22 protein-coding genes and 1 riboswitch are annotated in these 23,945 nt (G+C 56.5%); of the genes, 3 read left to right on the top strand and 19 right to left on the bottom strand.

Translation table 11 applies throughout. The annotated features are described in order from the left end of the window. Positions 1–87: IS3 family transposase (locus tag N0M98_RS11720; RefSeq protein ID WP_259617959.1), on the top strand; the 87-nt coding region annotated here is incomplete at its 5' end. Positions 88–169: 82 nt separating this feature from the next. On the opposite strand, the gene ilvD is transcribed toward N0M98_RS11720, so the two are convergent. Then, positions 170–1,855, bottom strand: coding sequence for a dihydroxy-acid dehydratase (gene ilvD / locus N0M98_RS11715; protein ID WP_249861582.1), 1,686 nt, complete (start codon positions 1,853–1,855; stop codon positions 170–172). A gap of 210 nt (positions 1,856–2,065) precedes the next feature. Between ilvD and N0M98_RS11710 the strand changes: the two genes are divergently transcribed. Next, on the top strand, positions 2,066–2,359 hold the full coding sequence (locus tag N0M98_RS11710; RefSeq protein ID WP_249861581.1) for a DUF3055 domain-containing protein: 294 nt from the start codon (positions 2,066–2,068) through the stop codon (positions 2,357–2,359). A gap of 189 nt (positions 2,360–2,548) precedes the next feature. Here N0M98_RS11710 and N0M98_RS11705 read toward each other — a convergent pair whose 3' ends face one another. The 8 genes from N0M98_RS11705 to N0M98_RS11670 form a co-directional block, all read right to left on the bottom strand. Beyond that, positions 2,549–2,866, bottom strand: coding sequence for a cupin domain-containing protein (locus N0M98_RS11705; RefSeq protein WP_249861580.1), 318 nt, complete (start codon positions 2,864–2,866; stop codon positions 2,549–2,551). Positions 2,867–3,305: 439 nt separating this feature from the next. Further along, the gene (locus N0M98_RS11700) at positions 3,306–4,193 is read right to left on the bottom strand and encodes a 5'-3' exonuclease (RefSeq protein ID WP_249861579.1); all 888 of its coding nucleotides are present in this window, start codon (positions 4,191–4,193) and stop codon (positions 3,306–3,308) included. A gap of 112 nt (positions 4,194–4,305) precedes the next feature. Beyond that, positions 4,306–5,274 (bottom strand): AraC family transcriptional regulator, encoded by a 969-nt coding sequence (locus tag N0M98_RS11695; RefSeq protein WP_249866450.1) that lies wholly within the window; start codon positions 5,272–5,274, stop codon positions 4,306–4,308. A gap of 242 nt (positions 5,275–5,516) precedes the next feature. After that, entirely contained in the window at positions 5,517–6,536 is a 1,020-nt protein-coding gene (locus tag N0M98_RS11690) for a Gfo/Idh/MocA family protein (RefSeq protein ID WP_249861578.1), read from the bottom strand. A 146-nt stretch (positions 6,537–6,682) separates the two neighbouring features. Beyond that, complete coding sequence (locus N0M98_RS11685) at positions 6,683–7,765, bottom strand: Gfo/Idh/MocA family protein (protein WP_249861577.1); 1,083 nt, start codon at positions 7,763–7,765, stop codon at positions 6,683–6,685. A gap of 482 nt (positions 7,766–8,247) precedes the next feature. Further along, positions 8,248–9,417 (bottom strand): LL-diaminopimelate aminotransferase, encoded by a 1,170-nt coding sequence (locus N0M98_RS11680; protein WP_249861576.1) that lies wholly within the window; start codon positions 9,415–9,417, stop codon positions 8,248–8,250. A gap of 47 nt (positions 9,418–9,464) precedes the next feature. Then, positions 9,465–10,526, bottom strand: a complete 1,062-nt coding sequence (locus N0M98_RS11675; RefSeq protein WP_249861575.1) for a site-2 protease family protein — start codon at positions 10,524–10,526, stop codon at positions 9,465–9,467. A 40-nt stretch (positions 10,527–10,566) separates the two neighbouring features. Next, positions 10,567–10,938, bottom strand: coding sequence for an arsenate reductase family protein (locus tag N0M98_RS11670; RefSeq protein WP_259617952.1), 372 nt, complete (start codon positions 10,936–10,938; stop codon positions 10,567–10,569). 213 nt (positions 10,939–11,151) lie between these two features. Here N0M98_RS11670 and ftsW point away from each other — a divergent pair, with 213 nt between their 5' ends. Further along, positions 11,152–12,363 carry a putative lipid II flippase FtsW gene (gene ftsW, locus N0M98_RS11665; RefSeq protein WP_259617951.1) on the top strand — a complete coding sequence of 404 codons (1,212 nt, stop codon included), beginning with the start codon at positions 11,152–11,154 and terminating at the stop codon, positions 12,361–12,363. Positions 12,364–12,652: 289 nt separating this feature from the next. Here ftsW and queF read toward each other — a convergent pair whose 3' ends face one another. The 10 genes from queF to N0M98_RS11610 all read right to left on the bottom strand — a co-directional run bounded on the left by queF (position 12,653) and on the right by N0M98_RS11610 (position 23,944). Then, positions 12,653–13,153 (bottom strand): preQ(1) synthase, encoded by a 501-nt coding sequence (gene queF / locus N0M98_RS11660; protein WP_249861572.1) that lies wholly within the window; start codon positions 13,151–13,153, stop codon positions 12,653–12,655. 80 nt (positions 13,154–13,233) lie between these two features. Next, a riboswitch (PreQ1 riboswitch) is annotated at positions 13,234–13,277 on the bottom strand. 129 nt (positions 13,278–13,406) lie between these two features. Then, entirely contained in the window at positions 13,407–14,414 is a 1,008-nt protein-coding gene (locus N0M98_RS11655) for an RluA family pseudouridine synthase (RefSeq protein WP_259617950.1), read from the bottom strand. Beyond that, a complete protein-coding gene (locus N0M98_RS11650) occupies positions 14,411–14,977 on the bottom strand; it encodes a cob(I)yrinic acid a,c-diamide adenosyltransferase (RefSeq protein WP_259617949.1) in 567 nt (188 codons plus the stop codon). Before N0M98_RS11650 ends, N0M98_RS11655 begins: the two co-directional genes overlap by 4 nt. Further along, positions 14,974–17,784, bottom strand: coding sequence for a cobyric acid synthase (locus N0M98_RS33760; RefSeq protein WP_310943570.1), 2,811 nt, complete (start codon positions 17,782–17,784; stop codon positions 14,974–14,976). The genes N0M98_RS11650 and N0M98_RS33760 overlap by 4 nt, the downstream gene beginning before the upstream one ends. A 315-nt stretch (positions 17,785–18,099) precedes the next feature. Then, complete coding sequence (cobS, locus tag N0M98_RS11635; protein ID WP_259617957.1) at positions 18,100–18,915, bottom strand: adenosylcobinamide-GDP ribazoletransferase; 816 nt, start codon at positions 18,913–18,915, stop codon at positions 18,100–18,102. Further along, positions 18,897–19,883 carry an adenosylcobinamide-phosphate synthase CbiB gene (cbiB, locus tag N0M98_RS11630; protein WP_249861569.1) on the bottom strand — a complete coding sequence of 329 codons (987 nt, stop codon included), beginning with the start codon at positions 19,881–19,883 and terminating at the stop codon, positions 18,897–18,899. The genes cobS and cbiB overlap by 19 nt, the downstream gene beginning before the upstream one ends. 238 nt (positions 19,884–20,121) lie before the next feature. Next, complete coding sequence (locus N0M98_RS11625) at positions 20,122–20,799, bottom strand: bifunctional adenosylcobinamide kinase/adenosylcobinamide-phosphate guanylyltransferase (protein ID WP_249861568.1); 678 nt, start codon at positions 20,797–20,799, stop codon at positions 20,122–20,124. A gap of 19 nt (positions 20,800–20,818) precedes the next feature. After that, positions 20,819–21,883, bottom strand: coding sequence for a nicotinate-nucleotide--dimethylbenzimidazole phosphoribosyltransferase (gene cobT / locus N0M98_RS11620; RefSeq protein WP_249861567.1), 1,065 nt, complete (start codon positions 21,881–21,883; stop codon positions 20,819–20,821). 163 nt (positions 21,884–22,046) lie between these two features. Next, entirely contained in the window at positions 22,047–22,868 is an 822-nt protein-coding gene (locus tag N0M98_RS11615) for an ABC transporter ATP-binding protein (protein ID WP_249861566.1), read from the bottom strand. 38 nt (positions 22,869–22,906) lie between these two features. Beyond that, on the bottom strand, positions 22,907–23,944 hold the full coding sequence (locus tag N0M98_RS11610) for a FecCD family ABC transporter permease (protein WP_249861565.1): 1,038 nt from the start codon (positions 23,942–23,944) through the stop codon (positions 22,907–22,909). Position 23,945 lies beyond the last annotated feature (1 nt).

Below are 23,945 nucleotides of genomic sequence, written 5' to 3'. Positions count from 1 at the left end.
CATTACTATAACCATTACAGATACCAGTGGGGGTTAAAAAAGATGACTCCTGTACAATACAGAAATCATCTCTTAAGTGCGGCCTAACTCTTTTTTTAAAAGTGTCCTTGACTAAGGGTCCAGTTTAGGATTAATTTCCCTCACTGCCTGTCTTTTTGCTAAACGATTATTATACCTTCATGACTCCGCCTGTGCTGGCGTTCGTTACGAGCTTGGAGTAACGGGCCAGGTAGCCAGTCGTTACTTTCGGCTCAAAGCCTTTCCAGTTCGCTCTGCGCTGTTCGAATTCCTCGTCGGAAATCATCAGTTGAATGGTGCGGTTTTCCAAATCCAGCTCGATGATATCTCCGTCCTCGACGAAAGCGATCGGACCGCCTTCAGCCGCTTCAGGAGAAATATGACCGATACTGATGCCGCGCGATGCGCCCGAGAAACGGCCGTCCGTGATCAAGCCGACTTTGGCGCCAAGACCCATGCCGACGATTTGCGAAGTCGGAGCGAGCATTTCCGGCATGCCGGGACCGCCCTTAGGCCCTTCATAACGGATAACAACGACATGTCCTTCTTTGACTTTGCCGTTGGCGATGCCGTAGAGCGCGTCTTCCTGAGAGTCGAAGCAGATGGCAGGACCTTTGTGATAGCCGCCTACGGATTTGTCGACCGCGCCGACTTTAATGATCGATCCTTTCGGAGCCAGGTTTCCGAACAATACGGCCAAGCCGCCGCGCTCGGAATGCGGGTTATCCAGCGGATGGATAACATCCTTGTCCAAAATGTCGCAGCCCGCTACGTTTTCGCGAAGCGTTTTGCCGGTTACGGTGATGCACTCGCCGTTCAACGCGCCCGGTTTTTTGAGCAGCTCGTTGATGATCGCGCTCACGCCGCCCGCATTGTGCACGTCTTCGATATGGTAATCGGAAGCCGGAGCGATTTTGGCCAAATGAGGCACGCGGTTAGCAATTTCGTTGATACGCTCGATCGGATATTCGAAGCCGGCTTCATGAGCCAGCGCCAATGTATGAAGCACCGTATTCGTGGAACCGCCCATCGCCATATCGAGGGCGAACGCATTGTCGATAGCGTCGATCGTGACAATGTCGCGAGGCTTGATGTCCAGTTTGATCAATTCCATCAGTTGTTTAGCGGAACGTTTAACGAATTCCTTACGTTCAGGCGAAATCGCCAGAATCGTACCGTTGCCCGGCAGCGCAAGGCCGAGACCTTCAGCCAGACAGTTCATCGAGTTGGCCGTGAACATACCGGAACAGGAACCGCAAGTCGGACATCCGTATTGCTCAAGCTCAAGCAGGCTCTTCTCGTCGATTTTACCGACTTGGTAAGCTCCTACGCCTTCAAATACGGAAGTCAGGGAGATGGCGCGGCCGTCGCTCGTTCTGCCGGCTTTCATCGGTCCGCCGCTGACGAACATCGTCGGAATGTTCACACGCAGCGCGCCCATCATCATGCCCGGCGTAATTTTGTCGCAGTTCGGGATACATACCATGCCGTCGAACCAGTGGGCGGATACGACCGTCTCCAAGGAATCGGCGATAATTTCGCGGCTCGGCAGCGAATAGCGCATTCCGATGTGACCCATTGCGATTCCGTCGTCGACGCCGATCGTATTGAATTCGAACGGTACGCCGCCCGCTTCGCGAATCGCTTCTTTAACGATTTTGCCAAACTCTTGCAAATGCACGTGGCCTGGCACGATATCGATGTAGGAGTTGCACACCGCGATGAACGGCTTGTCGAAGTCTTCCTCTTTTACGCCGGCGGCACGCAGTAAGCTGCGGTGCGGCGCACGGTCGAAACCTTTTTTAATCATGTCGCTTCTCATTTTTGGCTTGGACATTTCGTAAGGCCTCCCAAATATGTTAATAGTCTATGACTTAGCGTCTTTCTATCATTCTATAAATTCTATCATGTTTGTCGAGAAATGAAAATGTTCTTATGCGAAATATCTGACGAATGCCTTTTGCCCGCGTCCCCGACTTGAGGTATAATGATAAAAACTATCGGCGGCTCGCATGCCCCACAGAACGAAGAACGGAGTGAACCTATAATGTCAGATTTGGATTATTTATACGATTCCAGCGAGGATACGACGACGCGCTTCGTCTGTTTCGTAGGGGAGTCGATGCGCCGCTTCGACTTGGCGATTACGAATACGAACCGGTTTTACGGCAAAAAGCTGATCACCGACCTGCAAAGCGGCCGCACGGCGGTCATCGGCCCCGACGATCTGGAAGAAGAAGGCTACCTGGAACATGTTTACAAATTGACGGAAGAAGAAGCGACCGAGCTGACCCACTTCCTGTCTCAAGTCGTCGGAGCGATTAATTTTACCGATATTTAACTTCCCCGTTAAATAAGGGAACATTGAACCGCCGGCGAGGCTGCGGAGCGAATGAATCGTAAATCCAAGCCCCTTTTTGGGGACAATTTTATACCAGCCTCACTGTTCCAACCCTAAAGACCGCTCGGCTCTAAAAAAGCCGGCGGTCTTTGCTTACCATATAGGAATAGAAGTTGGAAAAGGAAATCGTTACCGTTTCACTAAATCCTCGCGCACCGGAGTGAACGTATCGAGCAGCACGCTCGCTTCCAGCGCCTTGCAGCCATGTCTGGCGCCGCTTGGAATATAGATCGTCTCCCCTTGGGAAATAACCTTCGTCTCGCCGTCCACCGTAAACGCCAATTTCCCTTTCAAGCAGTAGGAAAACTGCTCATGAGGGTGGCTGTGCTGGTAGCCTTCCGCATTGGCTTCAAAATGAACTTCCATCATCATAATCGACTCGCCGGGTTCGAAAATTTTACGCTTGACGCCCGGTTCCGCATTTTCCCATACTCCGATATTGCTCATCCGCATGTGCCTCCTTGTGATTCAGAGCTTGTTACAAGCACTGTTAACGTTTGCATCCACCTTTAGAAGGATGGTGAAAAAGTCCGCTGCGGCGTCCATTGGATCCTCCAATCGCTGTTGAAATCGGATTTTTGGATTGTTCAAAGGCGAACGCTTCGCTTTTCCAGATTCAAATGGCCCCTGCGCTCTTTTTTCACCACGCTTATAGAGGTGGGGTGATTTCGTCGTGTCCTGCGGTCGCTAGAAGCTTCCACTCGCTGGTCACTTTTTCACCATGCGCTTTTTAGTATACCTGAGCAAGCAGAGCTTGTATATCGGTTTTCATAGAGCGGATGTTGCAAAGCAGGGGGAGTCGGCAAGCAAAAATCCGCCCTCCCCAAACCGCCTGCTGCTGCGAATTCAGGGGGCGGCCGTCATCCATTTCCTTTTATAGACCGGATTATCCGATCAGCTTGGACAGTCCTTTGAACTCCAGTTCCTCGAATTTGGCGATCACCTTATGCCGGTCGATTTCCCAGCAGCCGGCGGCAAGCTCGCAGCTCACCGGCACATCGCAGCGGATTGTGGCAAGCTCGCGCGACAGATGAAGCATCTCCAGCTCGGCTTCGATTTTGGCCCGGACGCCTTTGGGCAGCGAAGCCAAATTGTCGATGATGCCTTCAACGGATCCGTACTCCTGCAGCAGCTTCAGCGCCGTCTTCTCTCCGATGCCCTTCACTCCAGGATAATTGTCCGCCGTATCGCCCATCAATCCTTTCAGGTCGATAAACTGCCGGGGCGTCAGCTGCTTCTCCTCCATCAGCGTCTCCGGAGTGTAGACGGCGTAATTGCCCTGGCCTTTTTTCATAATAATGACCCTGACGCGCTCATGCAGCAGCTGCAGCATATCATGATCGCCCGTCAAAATATAAACGTCCCTATCCTTGCTGTATGTATCCGCCAGCGTTCCGATGCAGTCGTCCGCTTCATAGCCGCTCAATCCGACATTAGGAACGCCGAAGCTCTCAACGACGTCCTTGACAAGATCGAATTGCGGTTTCAGCTCCTCCGGGCAATCCGCGCGGTTTGCCTTGTAATCCGTAAACTTCTCGCTGCGGAACGTCTTGCTCCCCATATCCCAGCAGCAGACGACATGTGCGGGCTGGAAGGTTTGCACCGCATCCCAGAAATATTTGACGAAGCCGAACACGGCATTCGTAGGAACGCCTGCGCTCGTTCTCATAATATAGCCGCTATAGGAAGTCGCATAAAACGCGCGAAATAATAAAGCCATGCCGTCGACCAGCAGCACCGATTGATTTTGTTCCGTTTCTTGAATCAACATCATCTCTCCCAAAGCCAAGATAATCCTATTATACCATGCCGCCGGCGGCTGCGGGGATATCCAGAAGATGTTAATGCCGCTAACGAAACCTGCGGTCAAGCTTTTGCCGTCCGCTTTAATTTTTATGCGCGAGGCGGAATTGCATCGGCGTAGTGCCGAATTTCTTTTTAAACACATAGTGCAAATAGTTCGCGCTCGAAAATCCGTTACGGAAAGCGATCTGATCGATCGTTTCCTCGCTCAGGCTGAGCTCGGTGCAAATATGCGAAAGCCGCACCTGCTCGATATATTCGCTGAAGGTACCCCCCGTATGCTCGCGGAAAATGCGCTGCAGCTGCCTCGGGCTGATCTGCACGCGCTCGGCGACGGTCTCCAGGGTCAGCGGCTCCATATAGTTGTCCTTGATGAACTGTACGGCGAGCTGATACCGGTAATGCTTCATATCGCGGGAAGGCACATCGGTGCGTGGACCCGAGGAATAAGCCCGGATCGTACGCAGCAAAATTTGGATGATCGACTGCTTGATGACGGTGAACAGCCCCGGCTGATTCTCATACCACGCCCGGTACGCGGTCAGAAAGCAATCCATCGCCCGATACTGATCTATCGCCGGTCTTGCCGGAAGCGTTTGCAGCTGCCGAATACAGGCTTCCGCCTCGGCCACTTCCCATTTATGCCCCCATTCGGCGGAAAGCTCCGCGCCTTCTCCGCTATCCGCCGTATCCTCCAGCTTGACGATATCGATATGGAGACATAGCTCGTCCATCGCCTCGTCGGCATCCGCCTCCTGGTAATGCAGCAAGTTCGGGCCGGTCAAGTACAGCATGCCTTCCTGCAGCAAATAAGGCGTTTCTCCCAGAATAACCTTGCCTTTGCCCCGGGGAATGTAGTGAAATTCAAATTCCGAATGCTTGTGGAAGCTGATCACATGCCCCGGTGGAAAGCTCGTATGATGAAATCTCAGCATCCGGATACCGTAATGGCCCCAGCGGAATTGGACGTCCAGGCGGTCCAGCGCAAAGGGCTGCTCAAGCATCAGTTCAAAAGAATACGGCTTAGGGGCCGTTCGTGTCGTATTATCCATCATCGCGCCTCCCGGGAAGAGCATGTAAATCGTTTGCAATGCGCCGATGCGCCGCCTTCACTCATCTCATCTGTCCTGTGTCAGGCGGAGCAATCCTCGGCTTAAGAAACCGGCTGCCGTCCTCGCTTCAAGCATACCACAGCTCCCGGCATTCGGTCAGGCGGCCGCAGGCGGCAAAAGGCCGCCGCCCCGCTGGCTGCGCGCCAAGGAGCGAATCGGCCCTTCCTGTAAGTTTCCTGCCGTTACTGCGCCAAATCGCTCAGCTTGAACGCCGCGCCTGTCCGTGCGGAAGCGTTCGAAGCTTCCATCAGCCTGGTCAAATCCAAGGCCAATTGAATATTTTCCTCGGCCTTCGTGCCGTTCTCGACATGGCTTACCCATTGATCGAACGCCGACGGGCGATCCGAAGGCAATTCCTGAACCTTCCACTCTTGAGAACCGTCTTCTCCGAGCTTGGAGCTGCGCACCAGCAGCTTGTCGTCATGCGTCGAGTACAACAGGCTGCCTTCGGTTCCGTGCACCTCAACGACAAACGGAGAGAACCGGTTGACGAAGCCCGCCTCTACGACCGCCAGCGCGCCGCTCGCATATCTTAGCACGGAGACGGCGTTGTCTTCCACGTCTTTGCCGGTAACGTATCCGTAGCTGGCCGTCACGCTGTCCGGCAAGCCCAGGAACAATCTGGCGAGGTACATCGGGTGGCAGCCGAGGTCGATCATCGCCCCGCCGCCGCACAGCTGCGCATCGAAGAAATGGGCCGGAAGCCAGCCTTGCGGTCCGCGCTCCGAAGGAATCGCGCCGTTATGGGACAGGCGTGTGCGAACAAGCGTAATGTCGCCGAGCAGGCCTTGGCTCAAAATGTCCTGCGCCGCCAGCGTATAACCGGCGTTCAGCCTCGGCAGCGAGACCGTCAGCTTGACGCCCGCTTCCTCGACGGCCGCCAAAATTTCATTGCATTCCTTCAAGGTCGTAGCGACGACCTTCTCCGTAAATATATGCTTGCCCGCTTTCGCCGCAGCCACCATCACGTCGCGGTGCATATTCGTCGGCGTATCGACGATGACGCCGTCAATATCGGACTGCGCCAGCAGCTCGTTCAAATCTTCAAAGAACCGCGCCCCGCGCGCTTCCGCTTCCTGACGTCCCCGCTCCGGGATTTCATCCCATACGGCGACGATCTCCGTGCCCGGATGCTCTGTCGCCTGACGGGCATAATCTCTGGCATGGACATGCCAGAAGCTTAACATCGCTACTCTAATCATCGCTATGTACCTCCGCTTAAGGTTAATGGTCTAAACATGTGGTAAAAAAGTCCGCTGGGGCGTCCGTTTGATCCTCCAAACGCTGTTGAAATCGGATTCTTCGGATTATGTTCTCGTTTGTCACCGGACTTTCTAATGCTCGTAGATTAATCGAAGTAAACGGCTTTGCCCGTTCTTGCCGATTCGTAGATGGCTTCCAAAATTTCCGACACGACGCAAGCCTGCTCCGGAGTTACCGTAGGCTGCTTGTCATTGATGACAGCGTCGATCCACAGGCGGATTTCCGTATCCTGCATGCTTTCTTTCTTGCCGTCGTAGAAATCGACCCCGCCAGCTTCGAGCTGAATATTATTTTGGAACAGACGGCTGTGCTTCTCTCCGTTAATACGCAGCCCCTCTTCCATGTCCGCTCCGCCTTCCGTGCCGCACAGCGTGCATTTGGCTTCCTTCACATCCAGCGTATTCAGAGCCCAGCTCGATTCGAGAACGATCGTCGCCCCGTTTTTCATCGTGATCATGCCGACCGCCGAATCCTCTACCGTAAATTTGCTCGGGTCCCAAGGGCCCCAGGCGTTGGCAGCGTTTTCTTTTTGTGAAAGCTTATGAAACGCCGTACCGAGAACCGCCTTCGGCTCATAGTTGTTCATCACCCATAACGTAAGGTCGAGCGCATGCGTACCGATATCGATCAGCGGCCCTCCGCCCTGCTTCTCTTCATCCAGGAACACGCCCCATGTCGGTACCGCACGGCGGCGGATCGCATGAGCCTTGGCATAATAAATGTCGCCCAGATCGCCTTCCTCGCATACTTTCTTCAAATACAGGCTGTCCGGACGAAACCGGTTGTTATAGCCGATCGTCAGCTTCTTGCCGCTGCGCTTGGCCGCTTCCACCATGCGGCGGGCATCGGCCGCCGTCTTGGCCATCGGCTTCTCGCACATCACATGCTTGCCCGATTCCAAAGCAGCGATCGAAATATCGGCGTGGGAATCGTTAGGCGTACACACATGAACAACATCGATGGACGCATCGTTCAACAGCTCCAAATAATTCTCGTACACCTTCGCTCCGACGACACCGTACTTATCCGCCGCCTTCTGCGCCCTCTCCAATACAATGTCACAAAAAGCGACAAGCTCCACTTGATCCAATTTGGCCAGGCTCGGCAGATGCTTGCCGTTGGCAATGCCGCCGCAGCCGATTATAGCTACTTTCAACTTCGCAGACATAAGATAAACCCTCCTATAAAATGATGACTTGGTTTCATATTAGCATGTTTACCGAATAGTTTGAATTGCAAATAGATGACAGGAAAAAGTAAGAAAAGGCGACATTAGGGAAGACGCGTCTTAGGAGGTAAAAGGAGGCTACGAAAGTGGTTAGGAGGTTTAATGGCAGACTATCCGAGACTAATGCGCGTCGCTGCTTATTTATAAATTAACCTTCGCAATGTCCGTTCCGACAGGTTTCATCTAAGCCTTCGGAAGGAACAAATCCCCCAAAAGCGACGTGATGCTCTGAAGCTTATTCCGTCCGCATCCAGCCTAAGCTGGATCGGCGTCTGACCACTCCTCTGGGATCGTTCTATGGTTAGACATTACTTTCGGGGGGGGGGCCCCCGGATTTCCACAGGATATGGCTGCGCATCATTTCCTTAACAATAAAAAACAAGCCGCCCTAAAGCAGCTTGTTCCGTCTTTTACTCCCATATTTACTTATTCAAAAACGTCCCGATCCGCCGCACCGCTTCCCGCAGCCGCTCTTCCTCCTGCACAAGCGCAATGCGGACATAGCCTTCGCCTTCTTGACCGAAGGCATCGCCCGGAATGACGACGACGCCGGCCTGGTACAGGATTTCCCGGGAAATTTGTCGAGATGTCCAGCCCTCAGGAATGCGAGCCCAAATGAACATCGTCGCTTTCGGTCGAGGAATCGTCCAGCCTGCCGCAGCCAGCCCGTCGATTACGACATTGCGTCTGCGCTCGTACAGCGCGGCTACCGATTCGCCGTGCTCCATATCTTCCTCCAGCGCGGCAATGCCCGCTTCCTGCACCGCCGCGAACACGCCGTAGTCGATGTTCGACTTCAAAACGCGCAGCGCCTGCACCGCATCCGGCTGTCCCACCATGAAGGCGATCCGGCAGCCGGCCATGTTGAAGCTTTTCGACAAGGAATGAAACTCCACGGCGACATCTTTGGCGCCTTCGATCTCAAGAATGCTCATCGGGCGGAAGCCGTCGAACGCCATCTCCGAATAAGCCAGATCATGCACGACCAGCAAGCCGTGCTTGCGCGCGAAGGCGACAAGCTCCTCGAAGAACGGACGCGTAGCTACTGCTGATACGGGATTGCTCGGATAGTTGAGCAGAATAAACTTGGCTCTTCGCGCCGCTTCCTCCGGAATCTCGTCCAGTCTCGGCAGGAAGCCGTTCTCCTCCCGCAGCGGCAGCAAATACGGCTCCACTCCGGCAAGCACGAGACTGGCGGAGTAGATCGGATAACCGGGGTCGGGCACCATCGCCAGATCGCCCGGATCGGCGACCGCCATCGCCAAATGCGCCAGGCCGTCCTGCGAGCCCATCAGCGTGACGATCTCTGTATCGGGGTCTAGGGCAACGCCGAACCGATACTTGTACCAGCGGGCCACCGCGCCGCGGAAAGCCGGACTGCCCTCCGAGGTCGGATATCCGTATACCTCCGGTTTGCGTACGGCCTGCTCCAGCGCCCGAATGACTTTCTCCGAGGGAGGCCGGTCCGGGCTGCCGATTCCCAGATCGATCACGTCCATCCCGCTTCGCTTCACTTCTTCTTTCCACTGCGCCATTTCGGAAAAAATAGCGGAACCCAGCCGGGATAACCGCTTCGATTGAAATTGTTTCATTGGGTAAACGACCTCTTTACTGTTTTCTACGGTTGAAGGGTCAAGCCTTATATATTCCCGACCTTATGGACCATCGACATCATGGCGATCAGGAATAGGGCCAGCCCGAGGTAGGCAAAGCCGAATTTCCAGCGCGCCGCGTTCGGAACTTCGTAGTATTTATCGTTTTCGTAGGGCTCGTAGTCGACTTGGCAGTGAATCATCAGATGCAAGCCGTCCTCCCGCTGAACCCGCTCCAGCCTCGTCACATGCGTTCGCTGAATCAGCCCCTGCTGCATCAGCGGAATCGTCCCTTGAAAGCTCAAGCTGTCCCAAACGACGCGGACATACTGCTGTCCTTCCAGATCGGAATAAGTGACGAACGGCAGCTCCCGCTTATGCTCTTCGCCCGGGATGATATAGCCCTGCTCGATCAAAGGCTCGGCCGGGATCAGGAAGCTGGCGCTAACTGCGCGCTGCTCGCCGTGTTCGCGATGCTTGACAAATTTTTTATACAAATTGTACGCGAACATCACCCAAATAATAAGCAATATAATGTTAAAATGATACAAGATAAGCACCAGCCCGCCGACCAGGCCGACCAGCCACAGCCATCGGGATACCGCCGTCGCGATTCTTCCCCCGTCCAGAGGATGGATCGGCAGCAGATTGAACAGGTTAATCAGAAAACCGGATAACGCAACGCTGTACAGCAGCTTGCTGTCGACATAATACGCCAGGCCGAATACGGCAAGCGCCCCTATGCTTCCGAGCAAAGGACCGCCGAACGCGATATACGCTTCGGTTACGGCATCGCGCGGATGCCGCTTCATATTGATCATCGCCCCGACGAACGGCACGAACACCGGCGCGCTCACCGGAAGCCCTTTTTGCTTGGCTGCGATCACGTGTCCGAGCTCATGCACCAATATCAGCAGCACGATGCCGACCGCAAACCCCCATGGAAACAAAATCGCGTAAGCGCCGATCGACAGCAGCATCGACAAAAATACACCGCCGAATTTGCCGAATTTTAACAGCGTCAATAACCATTTTCCCTGCGCAAGCACAAATGCCGCGGCCGCTCCGAATACCCAGAACGGATTTTTCTTCTGCTTGTTTGGCTGCAACGCCCGCACACTCCTTTAGGTAACGCATTGTTCTAGCGTTTCAGTCACCCCATACTTCCGCATACTGCTCTTCTTTATATCCAACGGTAACTTTGGTCCCGTCGGTCACAACGGGGCGCTTGATCAATCGGCCGTTCGAAGCCAGCAGCTCGATCTTCTCATCGTCGGTCATTTGCGGAAGCTTGTCTTTGAGCTTCATTTCTTTATACACTTCGCCCGATGTATTGAACCACTTCTTGATGTCCAGCCCGCTATCCGCAATCAGCTTCTTCAACTCCGACACGCCGGGCGGATTGTCGAATATGTGCACGGCTTGTACATCCAAGCCTTTGGCTTTTAGCGATTTCGTCGCATTTCTGCATGTGCCGCAGGCGGGATATTGGTAGCAAATCACTTGCTTTGTCTTATTCATACGCTCATTCCTTATCTTCAGTTTCCTTTAAGTATACAAAATTACCGGCAAAATGAACAATCCATCCGCATTTCGGCTCGTATATAGAGTAGAGATCTGCAAAAATCGTTAAATTCCTGAAACTTTTTTCCATTTTTAGAAGTATAATAAGATAAAAGGGACTTGCGGGCACGCAGAACGGTCCTGATCAGGAAAGGTGGGTTCATCTCCAGTATGGCTGTTCGAAATCAAAGGGCGCTCCCTTCCGATCGCTCAACAAGCGCATCAGGCCGCCGCGGCACCCCCGATTTTCTTTTTTTGTTTCTGACCTTTCTGCTCGTATGCTTCGGCTTTGCCTTCGTCTTTAGCGCCAGTATGGCTCTGAATGCAAATACGCCTTGGCCGTTTGCTTTCAAGCAAGCGATTAATATTACCGTCGGAATCTTCTGCATGCTGGTCTGTATGAATATTGATTACCGTAAATTCCAAAAGTGGATCAAGCCTTTGTTCATCTCCGTCGTCCTGCTGCTGCTGGCAACGCCGGTCATCGGAGCGTCCTTGAACAATGCGCGAAGCTGGATCAAGCTTGGTTTCTTCACGCTGCAGCCTACGGAGCTGGCCAAGCTGATGGTCATTCTCTATCTCGCCGGGCTGCTCAGCCGAAAAGGAGAAGGAATCCGCGACTTCAAAACCGGATTTATCCCGCCGCTTGCGGTGATAGGGTTTATTTCCGCGTTAATCATGCTGCAGCCGGATTTCGGCTCTACCGCGATTTTATGCGCTTGCGCTCTCGTCATGATCTTTGTCGGCGGAGCGAGAATGCGTCATATGTTTCTGCTAGGTCTCGTAGGCGCTTGTTTGGCTTCCCTATTCGCTGCCGTCTACTTGCTTATCGGGGGAGAGGGCAATTACCGTATCGACCGGTTTACGACGTTTCTCGATCCGTTCTCCGATGCCAACGATAAAGGCTACCAAATCGTACAAGCCTTGTACGCGTTCGGTCACGGAGGAACCTTCGGAGCCGGCTTCGGGCAGAGCATACAGAAGCTCCATTATTTGCCTTTGCCTTACAATGATTTCATATTCCCGGTTATCGGAGAAGAGCTCGGATTTATCGGTACTTCGATCTTTTTGCTCGTCTACCTTGCCTTTCTGTGGCGCGGTCTGATTATAGCGCTGCGCAGTAAAGAGACGTTCGGCATGCTGACGGGGGTCGGCATTATCAGCCTGATCGGCATTCAGGCATTTATTAATATGGGCGGCGTAACGAACACGATCCCGATGACCGGCGTAACCCTACCGCTGATCAGCTATGGCGGCACGTCGATCGTCGTCACTCTGATGAGTCTCGGCATTTTGCTGAGCATTTCGCGCGATTACAACAAAACGGAGAAGGAGAAAGCCGCCGAGAAAAAGAAAACGCCCGTCTTCATCGGCGGACGCTGACGATGACCGAGATGCAAACGGCCCTCCCGGGCCAGCGCCGGTTTACCGGGCCGATACGCCAAAAAGACCCTTTCGTAAAAGGGTCTTCTTCGTGCTTCGTATTATCTGCCGGCTTTTAGAAGTCCGGTAAAAAGAGATCGGAGGGGCCATTTGAATCTGGAAAAGCGTTAGCGTTCGCCTTTGAAAACGGATTTGCTCCATAGAAAAAGGAAACAACCAGCCAAAAATCCGGCTTCAACAGCGATTGTAAGATCAAATGGGCACCGCAGCGGACTTTTTAACCACACTCCTAGCGATTATCCACCTTCTCGGGATACATATCATGGTTGATCAGGCGATGCTCGGCCATCGCTTCATATTTCGTACCCGGACGCCCCCAGTTGCAATAAGGATCGATGGAAATGCCGCCGCGCGGGGTAAATTTGCCCCACACCTCGATATACCAAGGATTCATCAGGTCGATAAGATCGTTCATCATAATATTGACGCAATCTTCATGGAAATCGCCATGATTGCGGAAGCTGAACAAATACAGCTTGAGCGACTTGCTCTCGACCATTTTGCGGTCGGGAACGTAAGAGATGTACAGCGTGGCGAAGTCGGGCTGGCCGGTCATCGGGCACAAGCTGGTAAATTCGGGACAATTGAATTTTACGAAGTAAGCCCGGTCCGGATGCTTGTTATCGAACGCCTCCAGCAGTTTGGGGTCGTAATCGAAAATATAACGGGTGCCTTGATTTCCAAGCAGTGTAATGTCTTTTAATTCTTCATTCGTTCTTCCTGCGGACATGCGAAACGATCTCCTCCTTGTTCTGTTCCGGCTCCTTTCGGGCGCCGTCAACGAAAAGAAGAACGAGATTAAGTGGAACTGTCTCTGTAGTTTTTTATAGAGGGAGTTCGCGAACCTCTCCCGGGACGGCACGGTCTGCCCCGGTATCTTCTTTCATTTTTTCCTTTCGTACTATACCACAGCCCGGACCGAAATGCACGAACAACCATTTTCCTATGAAAAAAAGACTTTGCGGCGGCCCGCAAAGTCTTTTTTAGCCGAACTCCTCCAAACGTTCGACGCATCGCGTCAAATCGTCCGGCAAAGGCGCTTCGAACTCGATCCACCGCTTCGTTCCGGGATGAACGAAGCCCAGCGTACAGGCATGAAGAGCGTGCCGGTCAAGCCCCCAGGCCGAAGCTCCGGCGCCGCCAAGTCCGCCCGAAACGGCCGAGCCTTCGGACCGGGCCGTCTCCGTATCAGCATCCGTCTGTACCGCTGCAGTAGGCTCCCCCAGAAGGTACAGCTTATCGCCCAGCAGCGGATGCCCCAGATGCTTCATATGCACGCGGATTTGATGCGTGCGGCCGGTTTCGAGCCACAGCCGCACCATCGTCGCCTCGCGAAACCGCCGCTCCACGCGGTAGTGCGTAACGGCTGCATAGCCTGAAGGCGTTACGATGCGGATATGCGGCTGATCGGGATCGCGGTCGATCGGCTCGTTCACCGTGCCTTGATCGTCCTCCATCACGCCGTGGACGAGCGCGATATATTCCTTTTTCACCTGATGCGCCTGCATCTGCTCGGACACCTGCTGGTGGACGAACGGATTTTTGGCGACGGCCAGCGTCCCCGACGTCTCCTGATCGAGCCGGTGAATCGGGCGGAACCGGTAGCTTTTGCCCTGCTGCTGCCAATAGTGGACGACGCCGTTAGCGAGCGTGTTCACGTAATGGCCGTGCGTCGGGTGAACGATCATCCCGGCCGCCTTGTTCAGCACAAGCAGCTGCTCATCCTCATGCAATATATCGAGCGGCAGCGGCTGAGGCAGAATGTCGTCCGACTCCTCCTTCAGCATGCGAACTTCCACGAGATCGCCTTCGCGGACTCGGATGCTTATATACTGCCGTTCCCCGTTAACGGTAATGCCCTGCTCGGTCAGCTTCAATCGGGACAGCAGCTTGCGCGACAAATGCATTCGGCTTTGCAGTATCGTTTTGAGAAGAATGCCGTCTTCCTCTTGGGAGACGTGATACGTCAGCGGTTCGTAGTACAGGCTCATTTGCGGCGGAACACCTCGGCGCTGCGGGCGTATTCCACGTCCTGCTTGCCGCTGCGGACGTTGGCCAGCCGGGCGACGGTGAAGAACAGATCGGACAGCCGGTTCAAATACCGGCGCACTTGTTCATTGATCGGCTGCGTGCGGGCCAGCGTCACGACTCTGCGTTCGGCTCTGCGGCATACCGTCCGGCATACGTGCAGCGCAGAGGAGGCCTGAACTCCGCCTGGCAAAATGAACTTCTTAATATCCGGCGTCTCCGCATCGTATTTATCGATTAACGTCTCCAGCCTGTCGACCATTTCGGCCGTTACCTTATACGGACGAAGCTCCTGCTTGAGCAGCGCCAGATCGGAGCCGCAATCGAACAGCTCATGCTGAATTTCCAGCAAATCGGCGAGCAGATCGGCGAACTTCTCCTCATCCAGAAATCCCATCGCCTGCCCGACAAAGCAGTTCAGCTCGTCAACCGTTCCGTAAGCTTCGACCCTCACGTCGTCTTTATCGACCCGGCCGCCGATCACCCCGGTCTGCCCCGCATCTCCAGTACGCGTATAAATCCTCATAGACTCGCCTCCTCTTGATATTGTATCCCCATCATCTCATACACCCGAGCCATATCCAAGTGGCTTCTTACATGGTCCGCCAGCCTGTCGAACGCCGCTTCCCGGCGCTCCTGGAACCGCAGCTCGGCCGCAAGCGGCTGAAGCCCACGGGCGGCGCGAATCGAATTCAGCCATGCCCGGCGAAAATCGTCATTATGCAAAATGCCGTGCACATAAGTCCCCCATATCCGTCCGTCCTCGGAGACGGCGCCGTCCGGATGCCCTTGCGAGCCTTCCTGCTCCGCATGCAGCCAGAACGGATGACGAACCTGCTGCAAAAAATGCGTCCGGCCCATATGGATTTCATATCCATAAATAGGGAATTGGCTCGACACTTTCCCGACAAGGTCGCTGTACAATCGGGACGCTCCCGAGGCGCGCACCGTCCGCTTCTCGGCAGTAAATACGGTTTCCGCCGGGAATATGCCAAGCCCCGCCGTTTCCTTGCGGTCCGACTCTATAAGCTCGGGATCGCGCAGCGTCCGGCCCATCATCTGATACCCGGCACAGATGCCCGCCATCCAGCCGCCCTGCTCCGCATACCTAAGCAGAGCGGCCTCCAGTCCCGTCTGCTTCAGGAACAGGAGATCGTCCACCGTGTTTTTGCTGCCGGGCAAAATAACGGCGTCCGGACTGCCCATCTCCTCCGCCGAGCCGACAAAGCGCAGACGCACGTCCTTCTCGTACAGCAGCGGATCGATATCGGTAAAATTGGACAGCCGCGGCAGACGAATCACCGCGATATCGATGGAGTCGCCCGCAGCCGCGGCGGTATTGGCGCCCGCTATGATCCCCGTCGCAAGCTTGCGGTCGAGCGAAGCCGAGTCCTCATCCTCCAGCTCAAGATCCGGCAAGTACGGGATCACGCCGAGCACCGGCTTGCGTGTGCGCCGCTCCAGCCAGTCAAGCCCGGGCTGCAGCAGCGTCACATCGCCGCGAAACTTGTTAATGATGAATCCGCCGACCCGGTCCCTCTCCTCCTGTGTAAAAATATCCAGCGTACCGACGAGCGAGGCAAAGACGCCTCCGCGGTCGATATCGGCGACAAGCACCACAGGAGCATCGGCCCACCCGGCCATTCTCATATTGACGATATCCCTGTCCTTCAAATTGACTTCCGCCGGACTGCCCGCCCCTTCGAGCACTACGGCGTCGTAGGCCGCTCTCAGCCGGTTCAGCGAAGCCTTGACGACCTCCTCTGCTTCGGATAAATAGCGTTCGCGGTACGTGCGCGCATCCAGATCGCGGTAAGGCTTGCCGTGAACGACGACCTGGGATACCATATCCTTCTTCGGCTTCAGCAAAATCGGGTTCATATCCGTCGTAGCCGGTATCCGGCAGGCGTCGGCTTGCATGCCCTGCGCGCGGCCGATCTCTTTGCCGTCGGGCGTCACATAAGAGTTGAGCGACATATTTTGCGATTTGAACGGCGCGACGCGCAGCCCGTCCTGCAGCAGAATACGGCAGAGCGCGGTCGTAATCAGGCTCTTGCCCGCATCGGAAGACGTCCCTTGAACCATCAAGGTCGCGCCCGCTCCGGCTCCGCTTGGCAACATACGCGAAGCGCGCCCTTCCGGCTGCGGCGCAGCCTCGTTCGCTCCGGCCGCCGGCGCTACCGCAGCCGATGAAGGCACACTCGCTAAAGGCGCGTCAGCCGCGGCTGACGGCGCGGCCTGCGGCCGCTCCCGCTCCTGCAGAACGGCGATCGACGCCGCCAGCTCGGCGACGAGCCGCTCGTTGTCCGGGCGCAGCCGGATCGCGACTCGGGCATACGTCTCATCGAGACCCGGAAAAAGCGATGCGTCGCGGATCAGCACGCCGCGCCGGCCCATCTCCGCTTGCAGCCGCTTCACGTTAAGACCCAGCGGACGCAAGGAGAAGAGCAAATAATTGGTATCGCTCGGCGTCACTTGCAGCCCCAGCGCCGCGAGCTTTCCGGCAAGCCGCGGCCGCTCTTCGGCCAGCCAGCCGCGGGTGCGCCGTTCGAAATCCGCATCCTCCAGCACGGCCTCGCCGATCAGCTGCGCCAGCGTGTTCACGCTCCACTGCACCTGCTGGCTGCGCATCCGGACAATCCGATCCGGATGAGCCACAATAAATCCAAGTCGAAGCCCCGGAATCGAGTAAAATTTGGTCATCGAGCGGATGACCATCCAGTGCGGCGATGAAGCCGCTCGGCGAATCATCGTTGCCTGCTCCTCATCCGGGCAAAAATCGATAAAAGCTTCATCGAGAATGACCGTCTTCCTCGCTTCGTCCAGAAGCGCAAGCGCCTCGGGCGGCAGCCGCCTGCCCGTCGGATTGTTCGGGCTGCCGAAGAACAGCAGATCGGAAGCGGCGACAGCCCGCTGCACGTCGTCCAGCTGCATCACGAAACCGTGCTCCTCCCGAAGAGGTAGCTCATAGACACGCCCACCGGCTTTATCCACCGCTTCCTCGTACTCCGAGAAGGCGGGACGCGCCAAGGCCGTCACCTCCGGCTTCAGCACGCGCACCGCCAGATCGATCAGCTCCGCCGCCCCGTTGCCGACCAATATCGATTCCTCCGGAATCCGGTATTTGGCGGCCAGCGCCTTCCTCAAGCCGCGCACCGCCGGGTCCGGGTAAGCTGTCACCTCGCGCCAGCGCTCGCGCAATATCGTTTCCACCGCTGCTGGAGGCCCGAGCGGATTCATATTCGAGCTAAAATCAAGAAAATCGTCCTTGCTCCTGCCGAACGTCTCCGCCGCCGTCCACAAATCGCCCCCATGCCCATATCGCTCCAGCATATCGCTTCCCTCCCGTACTTACCATGCCTTTGATGTCATTTACGTTTCTATAAAATTTCGTTCATCGGTCGATCCACTATGTAATGATCGCTATCTCGTGATGTTTGCTTATCATCGGATTTCTCTAACGGAGTGGTGACAAACGCCCACTGCGCATGTGAAAGCATCTTCCGATCGCAGCCCGTCCCGGATTTCTTGAAGGAACAAAGGCGAACGCTATCGCTTTTCCAGATTCAAATGGCCTCTCCGCTCGTTTTTCACCGGGCATCTAAAACCCTCCCAAAAAATGGAATCCGAGACATTCCTCCGTAACTGCTATCCTATGCAGCTGAAGACGACAAGCAGCAGCAGCGTCTCCAGCAGCTCGTTCATGGCGCCATAGGTATCGCCGGTCAGCCCCCCGAGCTTCCGGGCGATCCAGCGGCTGAGCGCCGCGCCGGCCAGCCCGCTAGCGGCAGCGGCGGCCCCGATAAGCAGCAGTCCGCGCGACGAGAGAGGCGAATATCCGCCCAGACTGACCAATGCCGCGGACAGCAGCAGCGCCAGGGCAGTATGAACTGCAAGATGCCTCGCTCCAAGCCCGCGAAAAAAGCCGCCCAGCCCTCCGCCGCTCTGTCCTTCGCGGGCATACGGCCAGCAGGCGATGGCTACGACCATGTACCAGCGGCTCCAGAGCGGAACGAGCGGCAGCAGGAACGCGGTGCCGTTCCACGACAGCGGCAGCCATTGCTGCAGCAGCGTCCACTTGCACAGCAGCAGAAGCGAACAGGCGATGACGCCCATCGCCCCTACCCTGCTGTCCTTCATAATCTCCAGCATCCGCTCCCGGGAGCGATGGCTGAGAATACCGTCGGCGGTATCCATCAGCCCGTCCAGATGCAGTCCGCCGGTCATCGCCGCCCAGAGCGAGAGCAGCAGCGCCGACGTTACGCCCGGTGCGAGCCAGCCCTGCAGCGCCCAACCTGCGGCGGCGAGCAGCAGCCCGAGCACCGCGCCGACCAGCGGGTAAAAGAGCACGCTGCGGCGGAACAGCGCATCGTTATATTGCAGGCTTACCGGCACGGGCAGCCTCGTTAAAAACTGAAAGGCCGCGGCGCATGCCGACAACCCTTTTACCATAAAGTCCAGCATAGTGCGCACAGCAGCCCTCCGACAATAAAATAACTGACGCCATACAGCATCTTGACGCTTTGCAGTATATCGTCCATTCGTCGCTCCCTGAGCGGCCAGCCCATTCGAGCCCGTTCGCTCGTCCGTCCGTGGTACACATTGACTCCTCCAAGCTCGATGCCGAGCGCGCCGGCTACCGCCGATTCGGGAATGCCGCTGTTAGGGCTCGGGTGCAGCGAAGCGAACGAACAGACCGCCTTGGCGGCCCTGACGGCGGAGCAGCCCCGTCTGATGGCAGCCGTCAATATGAGCAGGATGCCGGTCAAGCGCGCCGGAATCCAGTTCATGACATCGTCCCAGCGAGCCGATGCCCAGCCGAAATGCAAATACCGGTCGCTCTTATAGCCGACCATCGAATCCAGCGTATTGGCCGCGCGGTACAGCATCGCCAGCGGCGCCGCTCCGATGAGCGCATAGAAGATCGGCGATACGAACGCATCGACCGTATTTTCCGCTACCGTTTCGACGGTCGCGCGAGTCATCTCCGATTCGTCGAGCCGCGACGTATCCCTTCCGACGATATACCCCGTATACTTGCGCGCTTCCTCCAGACGCCCCGAGCGCAGCGGATCGTACACTTGCATAGCGGCGTCCTTCAACCCTTTGACGGCTATCGTCGTCGAAATAAACCACGTGTTGACGGCATAACCGAGCCAAGGATGAATGAGTCTGGAGAGCCATAGGATCAGCCCCATGGCGAGAAAAGCCAGCGCTAAGGTAGATATCGTCAACGCAACGCCGCGCAGCCGCTGCGAAGCCGGTGGAAGCGGAGCCGCTTCCGGCGGATGCAGCCTAGACTCCATGTACCCGATCCATCGTCCGATCCAGATAACCGGATGCGTCGGCCAGCGGGGATCGCCGATCCACCAATCTACGAGAATGGCCGCTATCAGCATAACCGCCGTTTCCTGCCAAGAATAAAACAACAACCTATGTCACCGCCTGCCTTCAAACTTGCTGGTTTCGGAAGTGTGGTGAACAAGTCCGCTGCGGTGCCCATTTGATCTTCCGATCGCTGTTGAAATCGGATTTTTGGATGGTTGTTTCCTTTTTTCTATGGAGAACATCCGTCTACAAAGGCAATCGCTAGTACTGCTTCAAATCTTTAACGGCTCTCCGTTCGCTTTTCACCACGTTTAACTCGTCTTCTTCAAACATACCGGCCATCTATTTATCCGGGCGATACTGCAAGCTTTTCAGTTCGAGCGGGATTCCCGCCGTCACCAGAAAAACCTGATCCGCGACCCGGGCCAGCCGCTGGTTCATGATGCCGGACAAATCGCGGAATTGTCTGCCGAGCTTATACTCCGGCACCAGACCGTAGCCGACCTCGTTAGTGACAAGCACCAAATGTCTTTCGCTCCCGGCATACCGCAGACCGGACTGAACCAGCTCATCGATCTTAGCCTGCAGGCGTTCCTCGGCATCCGGCTCCCGCTCATAACGCAGCAGCCAATTGGACAGCCAAAGCGTGAGGCAATCGACCAGAATGACGGAATCGTCTGCAACAGGGCCGCTCCCGCATGCCGCCAACTGCCGCGTTTGCGCGCAAGCCGAAGGCTCCTCCTGCCGCGAAGAAGTCTCTGGATGCCTCCCGTCCGGCATATCCTCACTACCGCTCCGGCGAAGCAGCAGCTCCGCCAGCTCGAAGGACTCTTCTACGGTCGTCCAAGGAAAGCCTGCAGCCTCCCGCTGCCGCCGATGCAGGCCGATCCTTGCTTTCATCTCCTCATCGTACGCTTGCGCCGTGGCGACATATACGCCTTTGCCGGCCAGTCCGGCAGCATGGGCCTCGGCAAAGGAGCTCTTGCCGCTGCGCGCGCCGCCTGTCACTACTATGAGCATAGCCCTATCCGTCCCTCCGTTAGTGATTATCCGCAGAGGAAACGCCGGCCGAAGCGAAGGTGGCCATTTCCTTCATAATCTTCACGGCCGCTTCGATCAGCGGGAAGGCCAGAACGGCTCCCGTACCTTCGCCGAGGCGCATATCCATCCGCAGCATCGGAGACAGTCCCACCGCTTCCAGCAGGCGGGCATGCCCCTGCTCCTGAGATAAATGCGAGGCGATCATATATGAAGCGCTGAGCGGAGCGATCCGGCTTGCAACGAGCGCAGCCGCCGAAGAGATAAAGCCGTCGATCACAATCGGACAGCGGTACAGCGCCGCTCCAAGTATAACCCCTGTCAAACCGGCGATTTCAAGTCCTCCCACCTTCGCGAGCACATCGAGCGGATTATCCGCATCCGGCTTGTTAACCGCAATAGCCCGCTCGATCACCGCCTGCTTGTGGAGCAGCTTCGCATCGTCGATCCCCGTTCCGCGTCCTACGCTGACTCCGATATCGGTTCCCGTCAGCACGGCCAGCAGCGCCGAGCTTGCCGTCGTATTGCCGATTCCCATCTCGCCGGTCGCAAACATCGTGTAGCCGCTGCCGGCCAGTTCCTTCACCAGCTCCACGCCGGTTCGGATCGCCTGCACCGTCTCCTCCGGCGTCATGGCCGCTTCCTTGGCCATATTGCGCGTCCCCTTGCGCACTTTGCGCGAGTACAGCAGCGGATGCTCCAGATCGCTGTTGACGCCGATATCGACGCAGACGACATCGGCCCCGGTATGGCGGGACAGCACATTGACCGCTGCTCCTCCGTTCAAGAAATTGAGTACCATCTGCGGCGTCACCTCCGCCGGGAAGGCGCTGACACCTTCCTCGCAAACCCCATGATCCCCGGCCATCACGACGACGGCCTTCTTGCCGAGCTCCGGGGCGATCTCTCCCGTAATGCCGGCCAGCTGCTTGGCGACCTCCTCCAGCCGCCCCAAACTGCCCGGCGGCTTCGTCAGCTGATCGAGATGGCGGGCGGCCGCCTCGACGGCCTTCCGGTTCAGCGGCTGAATTTCGCCGGCTATTTGTTCTATGTACGATACGGACATTGCTTTTTGTCCCCTCTCCGATGGTTTGCATATTAAGTAAAACGTCAGTCGGCGCCTTTTCACGAATGTGTTCCGCTCTGACGCTGTTCAGCTTCCGACAGGCTTCTGACCGGCTCTCCAACCGGCCGCTGCATCACCCGACTAACGGGCTTGCCTGCAAGCTTCATTCCCGCTCGCGCATCCGGCCTCCCTGCAGCAATATTTGCGGCGCTCCGGTTACCGGATGCTTAAGCACGATCGGCTGCGTCCGGTACACCTGCTCCAGCAGCTCGCTGCGGATCACTTCCTCCGGCCTTCCGATCCCGGCCGCGCGCCCTTCCTGCAGCAGAAGAAGCCTGTCGCAATATTGCGCCGCCAAGTTCAATTCATGCAGCACGGCGACGACGGTAAGTCCGCTCTCCTGCTGCCATGACCGAATCCATTCCATCATCTGCACCTGATAGCCGATATCCAGATACGTCGTCGGCTCGTCAAGCAGCAGCAGCTTCGGCTGCTGGGCCATCACCTTGCCGAGCGCCACCCGCTGCCTCTCCCCGCCGCTTAGCGCGTCAAGGCTGCGATGCTGCAAATGCGCAAGCTCCAGCCGCTCGATGACGGCATCGATCAGCCGTTCCGAATCGTCTCCCGCGGCTTCGTCGCCGAGCCAATTTTGGAACGGATAGCGCCCCATGGCGATAATCTCCCGCACCGTAAAGCCGAGAGCCGGAAGCGCATCCTGCTGCAGCACCGCCGTCCAGCGCGCCAGCGGCTTGCGCGGGTAAGTATGCGCCTCTTGGCCCTGCAGCAGCACGCTGCCCGCACCGGGCTTCTCCACGCCGGAGATCAGCTTCAGCAAGGTCGACTTGCCGCTGCCGTTCGGCCCGATAACGCCGAAGCACTCCCCTGTGTGAACCGCGAAGCTGATATCTTCCAGCACAGGCCGCTCATGATAAGCGATGGCCGCATGCTGCACCCGAATCAGCTCTTGCCGAGCTCCCGTCTCCATTCGTTAGCCTCCTTGTGATCGAAGTATGCCGATGTACACTAAGAATTGGACATCCGCTTGCCGCGCTTCAGCAAATACGCGAAAAACGGAGCGCCCATAAACGCCGTCACCACGCCCAGCGGAATTTCCGTTGGACTAAGCAGCGTCCGCGCCAATGTATCCGCCCACAGCACATAGAACGCGCCGCCGATCAAAGATAACGGCAGCAGCAGGCGATAATCCGGACCGACCAGAAGCCTCAGCAGATGAGGCACGATAAGGCCGACGAACGCGACGACTCCCGATACAGATACCGCCGCGGCGGTAATTAGCGTTGCCGCCGCAAGCGCGATGAGCTTGGTCCGCTCCACGTGAACGCCGAGATAAGAAGCTTGCCGCTCGCCGAGCGCAAACAAATTCATTGCCCGGCCGAAGCCGAGCAGCACCAGCGCGCCGGCAGTCAAATACGGCAGCAAAATCAGCGAATACGACCAGTTCCGCATAGCAAGGCTGCCCATCAGCCAAAATACGATTTCATTGATGACCTGCTTGGACATCGCCACCATCAGTGAGACGAACGCCCCCAGAAACGCCTGCATCACGACCCCAGCCAGCACGAGCGTCTCCGTTCGGAGCTTCCCGTCCGTTCTTGCCAATATAATGACCGTGACGAGCGAAAGCGTTCCCGTGACAAAAGCGACGACAGGCACCGTCCAGGCGCCGAATAGCGCAAACTGCAGCCCGAACAAAATGAGAAAGGCCGCGCCGACGGAAGCCCCGGAAGATACTCCCAGCGTATACGGGTCGGCGAGCGGATTGCGCAGCACCCCTTGGAACGCAGCGCCGGCAATGCCCAGCGCGGCCCCGACCAGCATGCCGAGCAGAACGCGCGGAAGCCGCACCTTCCAGATGATTTGCTCGGCCGCCGGCTGCCAATCCGCCTGCACCGAACCGCCGATCACCGGCAGATGATGAGCGAGTATCCCCCAGACGTCCCGCAGCGGCACATGCACCGTCCCGATGGACAAGCTTATCGTTACGGAAAGAAAAAGGAGCAGAATGCCCGCTCCTCCCCACATCGTCAGCTTCCGCTTCATA

Source organism: Paenibacillus doosanensis, assembly GCF_025060755.1.
In the GTDB taxonomy this organism is placed as follows: domain Bacteria; phylum Bacillota; class Bacilli; order Paenibacillales; family NBRC-103111; genus Paenibacillus_S; species Paenibacillus_S doosanensis.
The sequence above is the reverse complement of the archived record's forward strand: the minus strand, read 5'-3'. Positions and strand labels throughout refer to the sequence as shown.

Coding starts and splice junctions, on each gene's coding strand:
- ilvD (WP_249861582.1), bottom strand. CDS start 1,855: ATGTCCAAGCCAAAAATGAGAAGCGACATGATTAAAAAAGGTTTCGAC.
- N0M98_RS11710 (WP_249861581.1), top strand. CDS start 2,066: ATGTCAGATTTGGATTATTTATACGATTCCAGCGAGGATACGACGACG.
- N0M98_RS11705 (WP_249861580.1), bottom strand. CDS start 2,866: ATGAGCAATATCGGAGTATGGGAAAATGCGGAACCGGGCGTCAAGCGT.
- N0M98_RS11700 (WP_249861579.1), bottom strand. CDS start 4,193: ATGATGTTGATTCAAGAAACGGAACAAAATCAATCGGTGCTGCTGGTC.
- N0M98_RS11695 (WP_249866450.1), bottom strand. CDS start 5,274: ATGGATAATACGACACGAACGGCCCCTAAGCCGTATTCTTTTGAACTG.
- N0M98_RS11690 (WP_249861578.1), bottom strand. CDS start 6,536: ATGATTAGAGTAGCGATGTTAAGCTTCTGGCATGTCCATGCCAGAGAT.
- N0M98_RS11685 (WP_249861577.1), bottom strand. CDS start 7,765: ATGTCTGCGAAGTTGAAAGTAGCTATAATCGGCTGCGGCGGCATTGCC.
- N0M98_RS11680 (WP_249861576.1), bottom strand. CDS start 9,417: ATGAAACAATTTCAATCGAAGCGGTTATCCCGGCTGGGTTCCGCTATT.
- N0M98_RS11670 (WP_259617952.1), bottom strand. CDS start 10,938: ATGAATAAGACAAAGCAAGTGATTTGCTACCAATATCCCGCCTGCGGC.
- ftsW (WP_259617951.1), top strand. CDS start 11,152: ATGGCTGTTCGAAATCAAAGGGCGCTCCCTTCCGATCGCTCAACAAGC.
- queF (WP_249861572.1), bottom strand. CDS start 13,153: ATGTCCGCAGGAAGAACGAATGAAGAATTAAAAGACATTACACTGCTT.
- N0M98_RS11655 (WP_259617950.1), bottom strand. CDS start 14,414: ATGAGCCTGTACTACGAACCGCTGACGTATCACGTCTCCCAAGAGGAA.
- N0M98_RS11650 (WP_259617949.1), bottom strand. CDS start 14,977: ATGAGGATTTATACGCGTACTGGAGATGCGGGGCAGACCGGGGTGATC.
- N0M98_RS33760 (WP_310943570.1), bottom strand. CDS start 17,784: ATGCTGGAGCGATATGGGCATGGGGGCGATTTGTGGACGGCGGCGGAG.
- cobS (WP_259617957.1), bottom strand. CDS start 18,915: ATGCTGGACTTTATGGTAAAAGGGTTGTCGGCATGCGCCGCGGCCTTT.
- N0M98_RS11625 (WP_249861568.1), bottom strand. CDS start 20,799: ATGCTCATAGTAGTGACAGGCGGCGCGCGCAGCGGCAAGAGCTCCTTT.
- cobT (WP_249861567.1), bottom strand. CDS start 21,883: ATGTCCGTATCGTACATAGAACAAATAGCCGGCGAAATTCAGCCGCTG.
- N0M98_RS11615 (WP_249861566.1), bottom strand. CDS start 22,868: ATGGAGACGGGAGCTCGGCAAGAGCTGATTCGGGTGCAGCATGCGGCC.
- N0M98_RS11610 (WP_249861565.1), bottom strand. CDS start 23,944: ATGAAGCGGAAGCTGACGATGTGGGGAGGAGCGGGCATTCTGCTCCTT.